Annotated in this window: 15 protein-coding genes; 9 read left to right on the forward strand and 6 right to left on the reverse strand. The window is 66.8% G+C overall.

The annotated features are described in order from the left end of the window. Positions 1 to 17 precede the first annotated feature (17 nt). Positions 18 to 254, forward strand: coding sequence for a hypothetical protein (locus tag ACWPXK_RS14860; protein ID WP_454196702.1), 237 nt, complete (start codon positions 18 to 20; stop codon positions 252 to 254). 141 nt (positions 255 to 395) lie between these two features. Next, the gene (locus tag ACWPXK_RS14865; protein WP_454196703.1) at positions 396 to 923 is read left to right on the forward strand and encodes a DUF3885 domain-containing protein; all 528 of its coding nucleotides are present in this window, start codon (positions 396 to 398) and stop codon (positions 921 to 923) included. 52 nt (positions 924 to 975) lie between these two features. On the opposite strand, the gene ACWPXK_RS14870 is transcribed toward ACWPXK_RS14865, so the two are convergent. Further along, entirely contained in the window at positions 976 to 1,392 is a 417-nt protein-coding gene (locus ACWPXK_RS14870; protein ID WP_454196704.1) for a MarR family winged helix-turn-helix transcriptional regulator, read from the reverse strand. Positions 1,393 to 1,542: 150 nt separating this feature from the next. Between ACWPXK_RS14870 and ACWPXK_RS14875 the strand changes: the two genes are divergently transcribed. The 4 genes from ACWPXK_RS14875 to ACWPXK_RS14890 all read left to right on the forward strand — a co-directional run bounded on the left by ACWPXK_RS14875 (position 1,543) and on the right by ACWPXK_RS14890 (position 4,487). Next, positions 1,543 to 2,115: an NADPH-dependent FMN reductase gene (locus ACWPXK_RS14875; protein WP_454196705.1), complete on the forward strand. Its 573-nt coding sequence runs from the start codon at positions 1,543 to 1,545 to the stop codon at positions 2,113 to 2,115. A 107-nt stretch (positions 2,116 to 2,222) separates the two neighbouring features. Then, positions 2,223 to 3,176, forward strand: coding sequence for an alpha/beta fold hydrolase (locus tag ACWPXK_RS14880; RefSeq protein WP_454196706.1), 954 nt, complete (start codon positions 2,223 to 2,225; stop codon positions 3,174 to 3,176). Positions 3,177 to 3,213: 37 nt separating this feature from the next. After that, positions 3,214 to 3,636: an SgcJ/EcaC family oxidoreductase gene (locus ACWPXK_RS14885; protein ID WP_454196707.1), complete on the forward strand. Its 423-nt coding sequence runs from the start codon at positions 3,214 to 3,216 to the stop codon at positions 3,634 to 3,636. Between the two features lie 434 nt (positions 3,637 to 4,070). Beyond that, positions 4,071 to 4,487, forward strand: a complete 417-nt coding sequence (locus ACWPXK_RS14890; RefSeq protein WP_454196708.1) for a VOC family protein — start codon at positions 4,071 to 4,073, stop codon at positions 4,485 to 4,487. Between the two features lie 244 nt (positions 4,488 to 4,731). Here the strand turns inward: ACWPXK_RS14890 and ACWPXK_RS14895 are convergent, their stop codons facing one another. Beyond that, entirely contained in the window at positions 4,732 to 5,526 is a 795-nt protein-coding gene (locus ACWPXK_RS14895) for a transporter substrate-binding domain-containing protein (RefSeq protein ID WP_454196709.1), read from the reverse strand. Positions 5,527 to 5,529: 3 nt separating this feature from the next. After that, complete coding sequence (locus tag ACWPXK_RS14900) at positions 5,530 to 5,880, reverse strand: hypothetical protein (RefSeq protein ID WP_454196710.1); 351 nt, start codon at positions 5,878 to 5,880, stop codon at positions 5,530 to 5,532. 61 nt (positions 5,881 to 5,941) lie between these two features. Between ACWPXK_RS14900 and ACWPXK_RS14905 the strand changes: the two genes are divergently transcribed. Continuing rightward, a complete protein-coding gene (locus ACWPXK_RS14905) occupies positions 5,942 to 6,907 on the forward strand; it encodes a quinone oxidoreductase family protein (protein WP_454196711.1) in 966 nt (321 codons plus the stop codon). Positions 6,908 to 7,170: 263 nt separating this feature from the next. Here ACWPXK_RS14905 and ACWPXK_RS14910 read toward each other — a convergent pair whose 3' ends face one another. Further along, entirely contained in the window at positions 7,171 to 7,695 is a 525-nt protein-coding gene (locus ACWPXK_RS14910) for a hypothetical protein (protein WP_454196712.1), read from the reverse strand. 573 nt (positions 7,696 to 8,268) lie between these two features. After that, positions 8,269 to 8,883, reverse strand: a complete 615-nt coding sequence (locus tag ACWPXK_RS14915; RefSeq protein ID WP_454196713.1) for a TetR/AcrR family transcriptional regulator — start codon at positions 8,881 to 8,883, stop codon at positions 8,269 to 8,271. A gap of 84 nt (positions 8,884 to 8,967) precedes the next feature. Between ACWPXK_RS14915 and ACWPXK_RS14920 the strand changes: the two genes are divergently transcribed. After that, positions 8,968 to 10,389, forward strand: a complete 1,422-nt coding sequence (locus tag ACWPXK_RS14920) for an FAD-dependent monooxygenase (RefSeq protein ID WP_454196714.1) — start codon at positions 8,968 to 8,970, stop codon at positions 10,387 to 10,389. Here the strand turns inward: ACWPXK_RS14920 and ACWPXK_RS14925 are convergent. After that, entirely contained in the window at positions 10,382 to 11,314 is a 933-nt protein-coding gene (locus ACWPXK_RS14925; protein WP_454197045.1) for a heme o synthase, read from the reverse strand. The two genes, ACWPXK_RS14920 and ACWPXK_RS14925, sit on opposite strands and share 8 nt — an antisense overlap. A 1,017-nt stretch (positions 11,315 to 12,331) precedes the next feature. Here ACWPXK_RS14925 and tkt point away from each other — a divergent pair. Continuing rightward, positions 12,332 to 14,473: a transketolase gene (tkt, locus tag ACWPXK_RS14930; RefSeq protein WP_454196715.1), complete on the forward strand. Its 2,142-nt coding sequence runs from the start codon at positions 12,332 to 12,334 to the stop codon at positions 14,471 to 14,473. The last annotated feature ends 1 nt before the right edge of the window (position 14,474 follow it).

Below are 14,474 nucleotides of genomic sequence, written 5' to 3' on the forward strand. Positions count from 1 at the left end.
GTAGGAGCCTTCACCGCATGCCCGACCAGCCACCTCCCGACGACCGCGACAAGGAGCTCGCTCCCCTCGCGCCGATCGCGCTGGTCCTGGGCCTGGTGATGATCGTCGCCGCGCTCATCGCGGTGGTCGAGGTCCCCGGGTGGGCAGTGGACTACGGCATCATGGTGGTCGCCGCGGGTTTCGTCTACCTCGGCGTCGCCGCGTGGTTGGTGTACTGGGGTGTGGGGCAGCTGCGGAATCGCTCCAGCGACTGATCGGCATATAACCGCAGCCTGACCAGCAAACGTGCCACCAAATGCTCGTGGTCGACGCACTTCGAATGCGGATACTGTGATCGGATGTGTGGTGGCGAACTATTGGAGCTCTGGCAACAACATTGGCCGCGGTGTCCCCCATTGGCTGACGAGCTGAAACATGCCTATCGGGATCGATGGGTGCGGTTCCATAGCCTGCCTGGGTCGAAGCGCTATCCAGGAACTGCTGACGAGTACAGCATTGTGCTCGACCGGTACAACACGGTCCTGGACGAGTTGTTCGCTGGGCAAGAGGTCTACCTCATCACGTGCGACTGGTCCAACCGTGCTGAGCCAGGCGCGCGGCCCGATGAGCATGCACAATGGCATCCCGGTGCCCGCTACTGGACCTCGGTCTGCAATGACCCAACCGAGACCGACGCCGAGTTCATCGCCTACACCCACCTGTTCGTCAGCCAGATCCCCTGGCAGTGCGGCGCTGCAGACGACCTTCTGCGCGCCGTCGCCGACGACACCACCGCAGGGGTCATGATCGCTGACCTGTCTTTGGGGCGGATTCACCATCCCTACGACGGCGGCACGGATGTCCTGCTGCCCACCACCGCCGAACGTGACACGCTCATGCACCAATACGCGCGCTGGCTTTCCCCTCACCCCGAAGGTTTCTGAGCGCCGCGCTTGCGCAGGCCGCGAAATCCAGACGCACGTCGTGGCACGTGCATCAGTTCGGGCCTTCTGCAGGGACATCAATCAGTCTCAGCAGCAATGCATTGAGTTGGGCTTGTTCCTGTTCGGTCAGGTTGCGTAGCAGTTCGTTCTGGGCCGCGTTGACGACAGCATCTAGTTCGAGCAGGACCTTGGTGCCTGTCGAGGTGATTTCGACGATATTGCGTCGGCCGTCCGTCGGGTCGGGGATGCGGCGGGTGACTCCCTCGCGTTCCATGCTGTTGAGCGCCGATACGGCATCGCCGCGATCGATTCCCAGTCTGCGGCACAGTTCGGCCTGACTGAGCGGGCCGTACTCGGTGAGGCCGGCGAGGATGGCGTATCGCATCCGCACGCCTGGGCGGTGACCGGCCTTGGCGGCGACCACACGCTTGGCGCGGGCGGCGGCGTGATTCAGCAGCCACGATGTCAATCCACGCAACCGCGCCGGGGGGTAGGGCGCCGGGTCGGGTGTCGGCTCGTCCACGCAGGAAAGCTATCACATTCGTTGGATACCCAACGAACGTTTGATATCGTTGGAACTCCAACGATCAACCGATACGCGACTTGGAAGGGATATGCCATGACCCGAATAGCGGTCATCATCGGAAGCACCCGGCCGGGCCGGCGAGGACCGATGGTCGCCGAATGGGTGTACAAGCTGGCGTCTCAACGGACCGACGCCACCGTTGATCTCATCGACTTGGCCGACTATGACCTGCCGCATCTCGATGAGCCGGTGCCTGCCGCCATGGGGTCGGACTACGCCAAGCAGCACACGCGGCGATGGTCGGAAACGATCGCCGCCTACGACGGGTACGTCTTCGTGACACCGGAATACAACCACGCGATCCCGGGTGTGCTGAAGAACGCGATCGACTTCTTATATGACGAGTGGCGGAACAAATCCGCGGGCTTCGTCGGATATGGCCTGCTCGGTGCCACCAGGGCCGTCGAACAGTTGCGGTTGATAATGGCGGAGCTGCACATCGCCGACGTGCGTGATCAGATCGCCTTGTCGGTGTTCACGGACTTCATCGACGGCGCCGACTTCGCACCGGCGGAGCACCACGAGCCCGTCTTGCGACGCATGCTCGATCAAATCATCACGTGGGCCGATGCCTTGGCGCCGCTGCGTGCGGATGTTCGGTCGTAGACGCGAGCGCTGCTCCGAATCACCGACCCGATCACGCAAATGGAGCCAAGGGCCGAAGAAACCAAGCCGTTTTGTGGCCGAGGAATTCTGGAATGAGAGGAGAAACGGTGCCCGAGATAGTGCACAGATACCTGCAGGTCGGCACCATTCGTATGCACATCGCCGAAGCCGGGACAGGGCCGCTGGTGGTGCTGCTGCACGGCTTCCCGGAGTCGTGGTATTCGTGGCGCCACCAACTGGTGGCTCTGGCCGCTGCGGGGTATCGGGCCGTGGCACCCGATCAGCGCGGATACGGGGAGACCGACCGGCCGGAGGCCGTTGAGGACTATACGATTCTGCACACTGTCGGTGACGTCATCTGCCTGATCGACGCATTGGGGGAACAGCAGGCGGTGGTAGTCGGCCATGACTGGGGCGCAGGGGTGGCCTGGCACAGCGCCCTGATGCGGCCGGATCGGATCCGGGCGGTGGTGGCGCTCGGGGCGCCGCAGGGGCCCAGGCCTGCGGTCCCCCCGCTGACGACGATGCGGGCGACCGTAGGGGACAACTTCTACATCGCATACTTCCAGCGCCCCGGGGTCGCCGATCGAGAGCTGGTGCAAGACCCACACGCCACAGTGCGTCGAGCGCTACACGGCGCGTCGGGTGACGGCTATCCGTGGAATCCAGTCATACCGGACGGCGGCGGACTTCTGGACACCTGGCCCGAGCCGAAGCAGCTACCGGAATGGCTGTCCGAAGACGATATCGAAGTCTATGCAGCGGATTTCGCACGCACAGGATTCACCGGTGCACTGAACTGGTTTCGCAATGTCGACCGGAACTGGGCGCTCACCGCGGCCTGGCAGGGCGCCGTGGTACAACCGCCCGCCCTCTACATCGCCGGGGACCTAGATTCTGCCGCGGCGCTGCCCGGTGCACGCGAATTGATCGCGGGCACCTCGCCCCTGGTGCCCAACTTGAAGTCGGCCGTCGTGCTGCCCGGATGCGGTCACTGGACTCAACAGGAACGGCCCGCCGAGGTCAATGACGCAGTACTCGCTTTTCTCAATGCTCTGTGACGCCAGAGCGCACCCACCCGAAACCACGACGAATGGAATGAAGATGTCCGACCGACCCAATGCGTTCAGCGCTGTGGCCGATGAGGCCGATGCCGTGCAGTTACAGGAACTGATCACCGGAATCGTGGAAGGCTTCAACCGCAAAGACGCAGAACTCCTCGACGCTCGGTTCACTGCCGACGCGGTTCTCGTCGCCCCCGACGGCCGGATGGTCCGCGGATGGGACGAACTGTTCGCGTACCACACAGAACGTCTGGCCCACGCGGTCGTGGACTGGTCGACCGATATTTCGATTCTCTCCGTAAACCGACTGAGCTCTGACGTGGCCGTCGTTCATGTCCGGCAAGACACGACGACCCCGGATCGGGCATTCAGTAATCACGGCACGGTCGTCACGATCGAACGGGACGGGAAATGGTGGATCGCCGCGTTCCACAACACCACAGTGTCGATCCATTAGGCCGCCGGGAAAGCTCTGGAACCGATACCGCCCAACGGCAGCAGCCCGGCACCGGAAACGCTGCGTGAAGTTCTGGACAAGCTGACCGAGCTGGCCCCACCGGTGCACCTTCGTCGAAATCGGCCGCGCACACGCGCTCCGGCGCGACTACCGCAGCTCCCTGTACGCACTGTTGCGCGCCGAACACATCGCACCCCAGCAAGCCCGGGGAATGACCCATGTTCGTGAACTGGTCGGCCACATGATGCGCTCGGCACGCCGCGACCTGACCACCGGTGACCTGGGCCGACTCGCCAAACGCATCGGCGCGGTTCCGGCATGAACCGCAGCGATCCGGTGTCGCGACAGATGCGCGAGATTGCCAGCGGCTGTTGACAAGACTTCGCGGTCAGGTCACCTGAGCAGAGCCGGGCAATCATGACAGTATCTAGACCATGCCGATCGCCACCAGTTCGTTCGACCATGCCCGCTTGACAGTGACCGACATCGACAGGTCGCGGGCCTTCTATGACGCCGTCTTCGGCTGGCCGATCGCGTGGGAGTGTCCCGCGGACGCAGACGAAGCCACGCGGGAGCGATACGGATTCCTCTTCGGCGGCGTGATCTACCAAATGGGTGATGCACTGCTCGGACTTCGCCCGGTCGCCAGCGACGAGTTCGACGAAGATCGAGTAGGACTCGACCACCTCGCCTTCGCCCTTGCCACACGGTCGGAGCTCGATGCGGCGGCTGCCTTGCTCGACGAACTCGGCATCGCTCACGCGGGCGTGAAAGACCTCGGCCCCATGTACATTCTGGAATTCCGCGATCCCGACAACATCGCGCTGGAATTGGTCGTACGCAAGCAGTGATCGCCTCCTTCCGTCGTGCAGGCGCGGCATCGCAGGTGCCGCTGCAGGCGCTGCTGGCGCACCCACGCCGCACAAATGTGGAACGCCCGGCGTCGAACTGAGGGCTGCGCCTGCCTGCGGCAGCGGAGGTGTCGGACTGCGCCGGGCGCTGCTGCCATATCCACTGGTCCGTCAACGCACCGCCGAATGAAGCCTCGCGGAGCAATGGAATGCTATGCGGCACAGCAAATTACAGTCGATTTGGTCAGCCGACTGACGCGTTCCGACCGATCCATCGATCGAACAGCCGGTCCACCTCACCGGTCGCGAGTTGGGTCGCTAGATAGGCATTCAGCGCGGTGGCCAAGACCGCGTCGTTCTTCCGCACCAGCAGCACCTTGCCGAACGAATCGAACGGCGCCTCCGGGTGCAGTACCTGGAGGTCCGGGTGCTGGCGGACGCGGTAGCGGCCCTCGACGGCGTCGGTGACGAACACGTCGGCGCGGCCCTGTTCGATCTCGCCGAAGATCGTCAGGTTGTCCGGCCACAGGGTGAGCTGCGCCTCGGGAAAGTTCTTGCGCGCGAATTCCTCGTTGGTGCCCCCGCGGTTCGCGATGACCCGGACGCCCGGACGGTTGATCTCCTCGATGGTCGAGTAGGCGGCGCCGTTCGAGCGGCGGGTGATCGGGGTCTTGCCGTCGGTGCCGTAGGTGATCGAGAAGTCGGCGAAAGTGCGGCGGGACGGCTGGTCGGAGATGCCTCCGACGGCGATATCGCAGTTCCGCTCGGCGAAATCCCTTTTCAGGGTGGCCCACGTCACGGGCACGAATTCGATCGGGCGGCCGAGCGCGGCGGCGAATCCGCGGGCGAGATCGACGTCCACGCCGCGGTAGCCGCCGTCGGCGACCGAGTACGGCGGGTAGTCGCCCGGCGTGCAGGCGCGCAAGGCATTCGACGTGTCCTGCGCCGCCGCCGGAATCGTCACTGCGACAAGGGCGGTACACCCGGCGGCCAGCACCGCGCCGATGCGGCTCGACAGCCGCGTCATCCGGCTACGCACCGATCACTTCTCGTTGCGCGCCTTGGGGAAACGGGTCTGCTTGGCGACCCAGCCCGCCATCTTGGCCCAATGGCCCTTGCGGGGGGTGACGATCGAGGTGAGCTCGCGCTCCCATTCGTCGGTCTCGGTGAGGCCGTCGATCGTGGCAACCAGCTCCTTGGCGGCGTCCAGGTCGGGGACGACGCGATCGCCGAGGACGCCGTCGGCGCCGACCAGGGTGACCCGGACGCCGGTGCGCCCGATCGGCTGGAGCACGGCCGTGGCGGAGCCGCCGTGATCGGCGACGAATCCCTTGACGGACTCCACGAGAGCGCCCGACGGCTTCGTCGGGGGCGTGGCGGTTTCAGCACTCATGGCAGGCAGTTTACCGACCGGTAGGATGCGGTCCAGCCCCTCGGGTGTACAACTGGATCTCATGCGCGCCATTCAGGTTTCCGAGCATGGTGGTCCCGAGGTCCTGAAGTACGTGGAGGTGCCCGATCCGCAGATCGGGCCGGACCAGCTACTGGTCGAGACGCAGGCGATCGGTGTCAACTTCATCGACACCTACATCCGCACCGGGCGCTACCCGCAGGATGTCCCCTACATTCCGGGAGCGGAGGGCACCGGCGTCGTCGCCGAGGTCGGCGCGAACGTCACCGAGTTCTCCGTCGGCGACCGGGTGGCCTGGGCCTCCGCACCGGGCAGCTACGCACCCGAAGTCGCGGTGAATGCCGCCGTCGCCATCGCGGTGCCGGACGGTGTCGAGCCGCCGGTGGCCGCGTCGGCGCTGTTGCAGGGCATGACCGCGCACTACCTCATCGAATCCATCTACAAGCCGGAGCCCGGGGAGACCGTGCTGGTGCACGCGGGCGCGGGTGGTGTCGGGCTGATCCTGACCCAGCTCCTCACGGCACGCGGCGTGCGCGTGATCACGACGGTGTCCTCCGACGACAAGGAGATCCTGTCCCGCGCGGCGGGCGCGGCCGAGGTGCTGCGCTACGGCGACGAGCTCGCCTATCAGGTGCGCGAACTCACCGACGGGGTCGGCGTGGCCGCGGTCTACGACGGCGTCGGCGCGGCGACCTTCGAATCGAGTCTGGCCTCGCTGCGTGTGCGCGGCATGCTCGCGCTGTTCGGCGGGGCGAGCGGGCCGGTGCCGCCGTTCGACCTGCAACGCCTCAGCACGTCCGGTTCGCTGTTCGTCACCCGCCCCAGCCTCGTGCATTACACCCGCGACCGCGCCGAACTCGCTTGGCGCGCGGGCGATGTCCTCGACGCCATCGCCGATGGCACGTTGACTATCCGGATCGGCGCGACCTATCCGCTCGCTCAGGCCGAGCGGGCCCACCGCGACCTGGAAGGCCGCAAGACCACCGGTTCCATCGTCCTTCTTCCGTGAACTCGAGCAGGGGGCGACTCGACGGGTGGCTCACCGTCAGGTGTCTTCCACGGCAAAGAAGCGCCCGGGCGATGATTCCCTGACTCGCCGCAACCGAACAGTCTCGTAGGTCGAGCCATACTGCGCCGGTGTGGATGAGGCCGTTGAGGCGGGAAACGTCCGCCGCGATGACGGGGTGACCTACCTGACCGAGCCCGGGCAAGGATCGGTCGGCGCGGAGAATCGTCCGCGCCGACCAGAGCATTGTCAGGTGAGCTGTCGCGTCACTGGTTGGCGCCGGCGATACCCCCGATGATCCCGCCGATGACACAGCCGGGAAGGGCCCCGACGATCAGGAAGAGCAGGCCGATCAACGCACCCACGGCGCAACCGATCAACACGCCGGCGACCGTGGTACCGGCGTCACCGATGAACTGCGGTGCACCCGGCTCCGGTGTCGCCGTGCCGACGGGTGTCAGGGTCAAGGTCGTCGCGGTGGCATCGATGCCGGGCGCCACATGCACCTCCTGGCCCGAGACGCTGCGCAGCGTCGTCGGCACCTGGCCGATTACCGAACCGTCCGGCGCCGCCACGGATACCCCGGTGGGTGTCAGGACGAATGAGCCCGAGGCAAGGGTGACGGTCGCACTGGACCGGTCGGATGCCACCGCGGCCGTGTACGCGACACCCTGGTCGACACCGCTGATTTCGGCACCGGCCACACCCGCCTCGCCATGGCCGCTCGCGGCCGTGACGCCCAGTGCGACGGTGGAAAGAACTGCTGTCGCGGCAATTTTCGCAATGATCATGATGGTTACCTGCAATCACGAGTCGATTCACCGCGGCCCCGAACATGAGCGCCCGGTCGCCGTCATCGAATCGGCAGCACGCGTGGGGCGTGGCGAATCGGGATCCAATTGTGCTGCCCTGAACAGGGATCCGGCCCTCCGGCACGTCCCTGATAAACAAACCGGGCTGTTCCCATGGTGCGCTCGATCGGATCACAATGGAATACCCCTGTTTCGGGGTGGCGTGTCAGCCCGCAGCGTAACCCAGCGGCAATCGCGCGGCTACTCCAGCTCGCCTCGGTCTCTAGGTAAACCTGCTGCAGACTCTCCAGCGTCTCGAATTCGAGTTACCCCAACAGCTTCTGCTCGGCGGCCTCCAGCAATCATTCCGCGATCCCATCCAGGGCTCAGGGATCGGACTGCTCCATGGCGGGCCGTTCCGCAACACTGCCTACCTGTCGGTGAACAACGTTGCGCTGTACCGGCTTCCATTCGACTACGCGCTGCGCGACGGAAATGTGCTGAGTATTGATATGGCAGTCGGTGTCGATGGCTCGGTGACGCCGGTTGTGCGGCGCTGTGTTTCGGCCGGAATCAGCTGGGTTCCGGGATATCGCGCCCGGTCAACCCTCGGTAGACGAAGCGGGTCAGGCCGTCCACCGCCTGTTCATCGGTCAACGCGACCGTGCCGTCCTCGACCGCGGCCAGCAGGCTCTGGGTGAGCAGGAACATCATCGCCAGGCTGGCGTCGGGGGTGCTCGGCAGCCGTAATCCTTTGTCGGCGAAGCCCGTCACGTGGTCGGCGATGTCCGCGCGCTGCTGGACGGCGAAGCGCGAGACCATACGGGCGAAGTCCTCGTTGACCAGCGCCGCCTGATTCACCGCGCGCAGCACCGGTCCGTGCTCTCGCGCGAAGGTCCAATACGCGGCGACGTGGTAGCGCACGGCCTCCGGGTCGCTGAAATCCGGGTTGTGATCGGGCTCTTCCGCACGCGCGTCACCCGCGGCGGCCAGATCGCTCAGCAGCGCCTGGAGCAATTCCTCCTTGCTCGCGAAGTGGTTGTAGAACGATCCCGCCGCCCGGCGCGCCTCCGTCGTGATGTCGGTGATCTTGGTGTTCAAGTAGCCGCGCTCGGCGAACAACCGCAGCGCCGCCGCCTTCAGCGCCTGCTCGGTCTCGGCCGACTTCTCCTTGCGACTCAGCGACACCCACCTCACCTCCTTGACAAGCAAAAGTACCAACCGCAATACTGAATTCAGTTTCACTGAATCAAATTTCATCAGGAGTATGTCGTGTCACGTCTCGTTCTCGTCACGGGCGCCGGGCCCACCGGCCTCACCCTCGCTGTCGATCTCGCCCGCCGGAACATCCCGGTGCGGATCATCGACAAAGCCGCGACGTTCTTCGCTGGCTCCCGCGGCGACGGCATCCAGCCGCGCACGCTGGAGGTTTTCGACGATCTGGAAGTACTGGACGCGGTGCATGCGGTGGGGATGCCGACACCGGTGATGCGCGTTCACCTCGATGGCCAGTTCGTCGCCGAGCACAGAATGTCCGAACCGGTCGAGCCCACCCCCGCAGTCCCCTACCCGAATCTGTGGGTGCTCGGCCAGTCCAGAACCGAGGCCATCCTGCGCGATCGGCTCGCCGAGTTCGGCGTGTCCGTGGAACTCGGCACCGCGCTGGTCGGCTTCAGACAGGACGACGACGGCGTCACCGCGACCCTGGAGTGTGACGGGACCAGGGAGAACGTGCGAGCCGCCTACCTGATCGGCGCCGACGGCGGCAAGAGCACCGTGCGCAAGACGCTGGGCATCCCGTTCGAGGGCAGTACCGACGAGTCGATCCGCATGCTGCTCGGCGATGTGCGCGCCGACGCGCTCGACCACGAGTTCGGCTACTGGTTCGCCTCCGCCGACCGGCCGATGGAGGGGATCGCGTTGTCACCGTTGCCCGGTGGACGTCAGTTCCAGTTCGCCGCGCCGCTGAACGGCGACGCGCAGCCGAGCCTCGAACTGCTGCAGGAGTACGTGGACCGCTATCGCGGGCGCGACGACGTCATCCTCACCGACCTCACCTGGGTAACGGTGTGGCGGCCGAATGTCCGTCTGGCGCAACGGTTCCGCGATGGCCGCGTCTTCCTCGCCGGTGACGCCGCGCACGCGCATCCGCCCACCGGCGGCCAGGGCATGAACACCGGCATCCAAGATGCGTACAACCTCGGCTGGAAGCTGGCCGCCGCTCTCGAGGGTGACGACACGTTCCTGGACAGCTACCAGGTCGAGCGCCGGATGGTGGCCGCCCGGGTGCTCGGGCTCAGTTCCGAACTGCTGGACAAGCTGGTCGACGGCGACGAGGACGCGATCGAGCGGGGACCGGAGACCCAGCAGTTGGATATCAGCTACCGCGATCCGGCTGTGCGCGCGGCGCTGGCCGTCGGTGATCGGGCGCCGGACGCGCCACTGAAGGATGCCGCAGGACGACCGGTGCGGCTGTTCGACCTGTTCCGCGGGCCGCACGCGACGCTGTTGTCGTTCGGCGCTCCCGTCGAGGCGGAGCCGGGCGTGCCCGCGTATGCGGTGGTCCGGCCGGGAACGGCGGTGGCGGGACCGCACGTGGTGGACGTCGACGGGCACGCTTTCACGGCCTACGCCGCAACCGAGGGCTCCCGGGTTCTCGTGCGCCCGGACGGCTACGTGGGCGCGATCAGCTGAAGACGCTGCCGATGGTGTCCCAGCCGAGCACCGAGTCCACCGCGAGGCCGCAGAACACCACGGCCAGGTAATTGTTCGACTGCAGGAACAGCCGCAGCGGCTTCACCGACTCGCCGCGCCGCACGCCCGCGTACAGCTGGTGGGCCATGAGCAGGAACCACGCTCCGGCCACCAGCGCGACGGCCGCGTAGATCACGCCCGTCGCCGGCACGAGGGCCAGCGTGGTGAGCACGGTCAGCCAGGTATAGATGACGATCTGCCGGGTGACGGTCTGCTCGGTGGCCACCACCGGCAGCATCGGCACCCCTGCCGCGCGGTAGTCCTCCTTGTAGCGCATGGCCAGCGCCCAGGTGTGCGGCGGCGTCCAGAAGAAGATGACGCCGAACAGCGCGATGGCGGGCCAGCCGATGCCTCCGGTCACCGCCGACCAGCCGACCAGCGCGGGCATGCAGCCCGCCGCGCCGCCCCACACCACGTTCTGCGAGGTGCGGCGCTTGAGGCCCAGCGTGTACACGAAGACGTAGAACAGGATCGTCGCGACGACGAGCAGGCCGCTGAGCAGGTTCGCCTGCCACCACAGCCAGGCGAACGAGCCTGCGCCGAGGACGACGCCGAAGACGAAGGCGTTCCTGGTCGGCACCGCCTCGCGGGCCAGCGGACGCTTGGCGGTGCGCTTCATCACCTTGTCGATGTCGGCGTCGGCGACACAGTTGAGCGTGTTCGCGCTCGCCGCGCCCATCCAGCCGCCGAACAACGTCGCCAGGATCAGGCGGATGTCGACGGTTCCGCGGTCGGCGAGCAGCATGGTCGGGATGGTGGCGACGAGCAGCAGCTCGATCACCCTCGGCTTGGTCAGCGCGACGTAGGCCAGCGCTCGCCGCAGCAGCCGGGACGGTAGGCCAGGACCCGTGAACCGGTCGGCCAGCGCCGTCGCGGAGGAGCCGTGCGCACCATCGCCACCCGGCTGTCGCCCAATCCGCACTGTTTCTCCTCGCACGCTGTGCATCGCATCCGGCATGGACCAGCAGCGCTCGTCCTGGCGGTACGGATGTGCCAGTACCGGATCCTCGTCCGCCCCGGCGCCCTCCGACCGGTACGGCGCGATTACTACTACAAAGGATGGTAGACCCCTGCCGCCCCCGCCCTTCCCCGCGCCCCCGCGCAACGGCACCGGAATGTGACGGAGCGGACCGGTCATTCCGCGCGTTCGACCGTCCGCCCTCGAGACGGGTCCGTACTCCTCCGACGCGAGACCGGGGCGACGCGATCACGAGCCAGGATCGCCCCGACGAGAGCCGCCGGGGCGGAGGGAATCAGCCCCGTCTGGCCGCACCGTTTCACGGCCGGGCCGCCGCTCAGCCGGAGGCCGTGCAGTCGCCGGCGGAGGCCCATGCGGTCGCATCGACCCGCCCGGCGTCGGCGCGAGTCTTACGGGTTCCGTTCATGCGGCTTACATCCGGATCCGAAGCGGACTGCCAATACGAGTCGCGAATTCTGCATGCCCGGTAGGGGCCGCAATGTGGGCGCGAACACACAGCATGCGGCACAGCGTGTCGAGTACGCGTCCTGGCAGCATCGTTTTCCGGCCCACTCGCGCCGAGGCCATCGTGCGGACGATCGGTCAACGCACGCCAGGCCTACCGGTGTGCGAGGCAAATGGGTCACCGTTCGATCCCGGCCCACACCGGAGGGGGCGAAGCGCGTGTGACGTGATCATGAACCTCGGCCGCTTCGGCACGAGCCGCAACGTGGGCGCGAACACGCAGCGCCGCGGGCGCCGCAAAACGCCACGGCAAAACAACACAGGGTTACTGCTGTGCCGGTCACCGGGCACATCTAGGGTAGTTGGGTAAACCCGGTATGCACGCCGTAGCTGCCGCGCGATCATCGCCGTCAGAAACCCACCCGCCGTCGACGAACCAATGTCAGGAGAACCTCGGTCGTGTCGATCACAGACGACATCCGCGCCCTCACTCAGCCGAACCACCCGGACGACTGGACGGATCTGGACACCAAGGCTGTCGACACTATTCGGGTCCTCGCCGCCGACGCGGTGCAGAACGCCGGAAACGGTCACCCCGGTACCGCGATGAGCCTGGCGCCGCTGGCGTACACCCTCTACCAGCGCACCATGCGCATCGATCCCACCGATCCCAGCTGGGTCGGCCGGGACCGGTTCGTGCTGTCGTGCGGCCACTCCAGCCTCACCCAGTACATCCAGCTGTATCTGGCGGGTTTCAGTCTGGAACTGGACGACCTGAAGCACCTGCGCAAGTGGGGCTCGCTCACCCCGGGTCACCCGGAATTCCGGCACACCGACGGCGTCGAGATCACCACCGGCCCGCTCGGCCAGGGCCTGGCGGCGGCGGTCGGCATGGCGATGGCGGCGCGGCGCGAGCGCGGTCTGTTCGACCCGGACGCCGCGCCGGGCACGAGCCCGTTCGACCACTTCGTCTACGTCGTCGCCTCCGATGGTGACCTGGAGGAGGGCGTCACCTCCGAGGCGTCGTCGATCGCGGGCACCCAGCAGCTGGGCAACCTGGTCGTGGTCTACGACGACAACAAGATCTCCATCGAGGACGACACCACCATCGCCTTCACCGAGGACGTCGCCGAGCGCTACGCGGCCTACGGCTGGCACGTGCAGGTGGTCGAGGGCGGCGAGGACGTCGTCGCCATCGAGGCCGCGCTGGCCGCCGCCAAGGCCGAGACCGACAAGCCCTCGATCATCGTGCTGCGCACCATCATCGGCTACCCGGCGCCCAGCAAGATGAACACCGGCTCCGCGCACGGCGCCGCACTGGGCGCCGACGAGGTCGCCGCCACCAAGAAGGTGCTCGGCTTCGACCCCGAGCAGAGCTTCCAGGTGGACCCGGCGGTGATCGCGCACACCCGTAAGGTCGTCGAGCGCGGCAGGCAGGCGCACGAGGAGTGGCAGAAGTCGTTCGACGCGTGGGCCGCGGCCAACCCGGAGAACAAGGCGCTGTTCGACCGCCTCGCCGCGCGGCGGCTGCCGGAGAACTGGGCCGCGAATCTGCCGACCTACGAACCGGATCCGAAGGGCATGGCCACCCGCAAGGCCTCCGGCAAGGTGCTCGCCGCGCTGGCCCCGGTGCTGCCGGAGCTGTGGGGCGGTTCGGCCGACCTGGCCGAGTCCAACAACACCACCATGCCCGACCAGCCCAGCTTCGGGCCGGAGTCGATCTCGACCGGCATGTGGAAGGCCAACCCGTACGGCCGCACGCTGCACTTCGGTGTCCGCGAGCACGCGATGGGCGCGATCCTCAACGGCATCGCGCTGCACGGCCCCACCCGCCCCTACGGCGGCACCTTCCTGGTGTTCAGCGACTACATGCGCCCCGCCGTCCGCTTGGCCGCGCTGATGCGGGTGCCCGCGATCTACGTGTGGACGCACGACTCCATCGGCCTGGGCGAGGACGGTCCCACGCATCAGCCGATCGAGCACTTGGCCGCGCTGCGCGCCATCCCCGGCCTGAACGTGGTCCGTCCCGGCGACGCCAACGAGACCACCTACGCCTGGCGCACCATCCTGGAGCGCGACAGCAGCGAGCACACCTCGCACTTCTCGGTGTCGGAGCCGCCGCACCAGGACGGCCCGTCCGGGCTCGCGCTGACCCGCCAGGACCTGCCGATCCTGGAAGGCACCAGCTACGAGGGCGTGTCGAAGGGCGGTTACGTCCTGGCCGAGGCATCCACCGGCACCCCGCAGGTGATCCTGATCGCCACCGGTTCGGAGCTCCATCTCGCCGTCGCCGCCCGCACTACGCTGGAGGAGCAGGGCATCGCCACCCGCGTGGTGTCGATGCCGTGTGTGGAGTGGTTCGACGCACAGGAAAAGGCCTACCGGGACGAGGTGCTTCCGCCCGCGATCGCCGCACGCGTCGTCGTCGAGGCCGGTATCGCGATGCCGTGGCACCGGTTCGCCGGTGACGCGGGCGAGATCGTGTCGATCGAGCACTTCGGCGCCTCCGCCGACTACAAGACCCTGTTCCGCGAATTCGGCTTCACTCCGGAAGCCGTCGTTGCCGCCGCGCAGCGCACGCTCGAGAACGTGAAGGGATAGC

The organism is Nocardia sp. Marseille-Q1738 (assembly GCF_965283145.1).

Bases quoted from the DNA above. Each gene is read 5' to 3' on its own strand.
- ACWPXK_RS14860 (WP_454196702.1), top strand. From the start codon at position 18: ATGCCCGACCAGCCACCTCCCGACGACCGCGACAAGGAGCTCGCTCCC.
- ACWPXK_RS14885 (WP_454196707.1), top strand. From the start codon at position 3,214: ATGAAGATGTCCGACCGACCCAATGCGTTCAGCGCTGTGGCCGATGAG.
- ACWPXK_RS14900 (WP_454196710.1), bottom strand. From the start codon at position 5,880: ATGAGTGCTGAAACCGCCACGCCCCCGACGAAGCCGTCGGGCGCTCTC.
- ACWPXK_RS14875 (WP_454196705.1), top strand. From the start codon at position 1,543: ATGACCCGAATAGCGGTCATCATCGGAAGCACCCGGCCGGGCCGGCGA.
- ACWPXK_RS14890 (WP_454196708.1), top strand. From the start codon at position 4,071: ATGCCGATCGCCACCAGTTCGTTCGACCATGCCCGCTTGACAGTGACC.
- ACWPXK_RS14910 (WP_454196712.1), bottom strand. From the start codon at position 7,695: ATGATCATTGCGAAAATTGCCGCGACAGCAGTTCTTTCCACCGTCGCA.
- ACWPXK_RS14905 (WP_454196711.1), top strand. From the start codon at position 5,942: ATGCGCGCCATTCAGGTTTCCGAGCATGGTGGTCCCGAGGTCCTGAAG.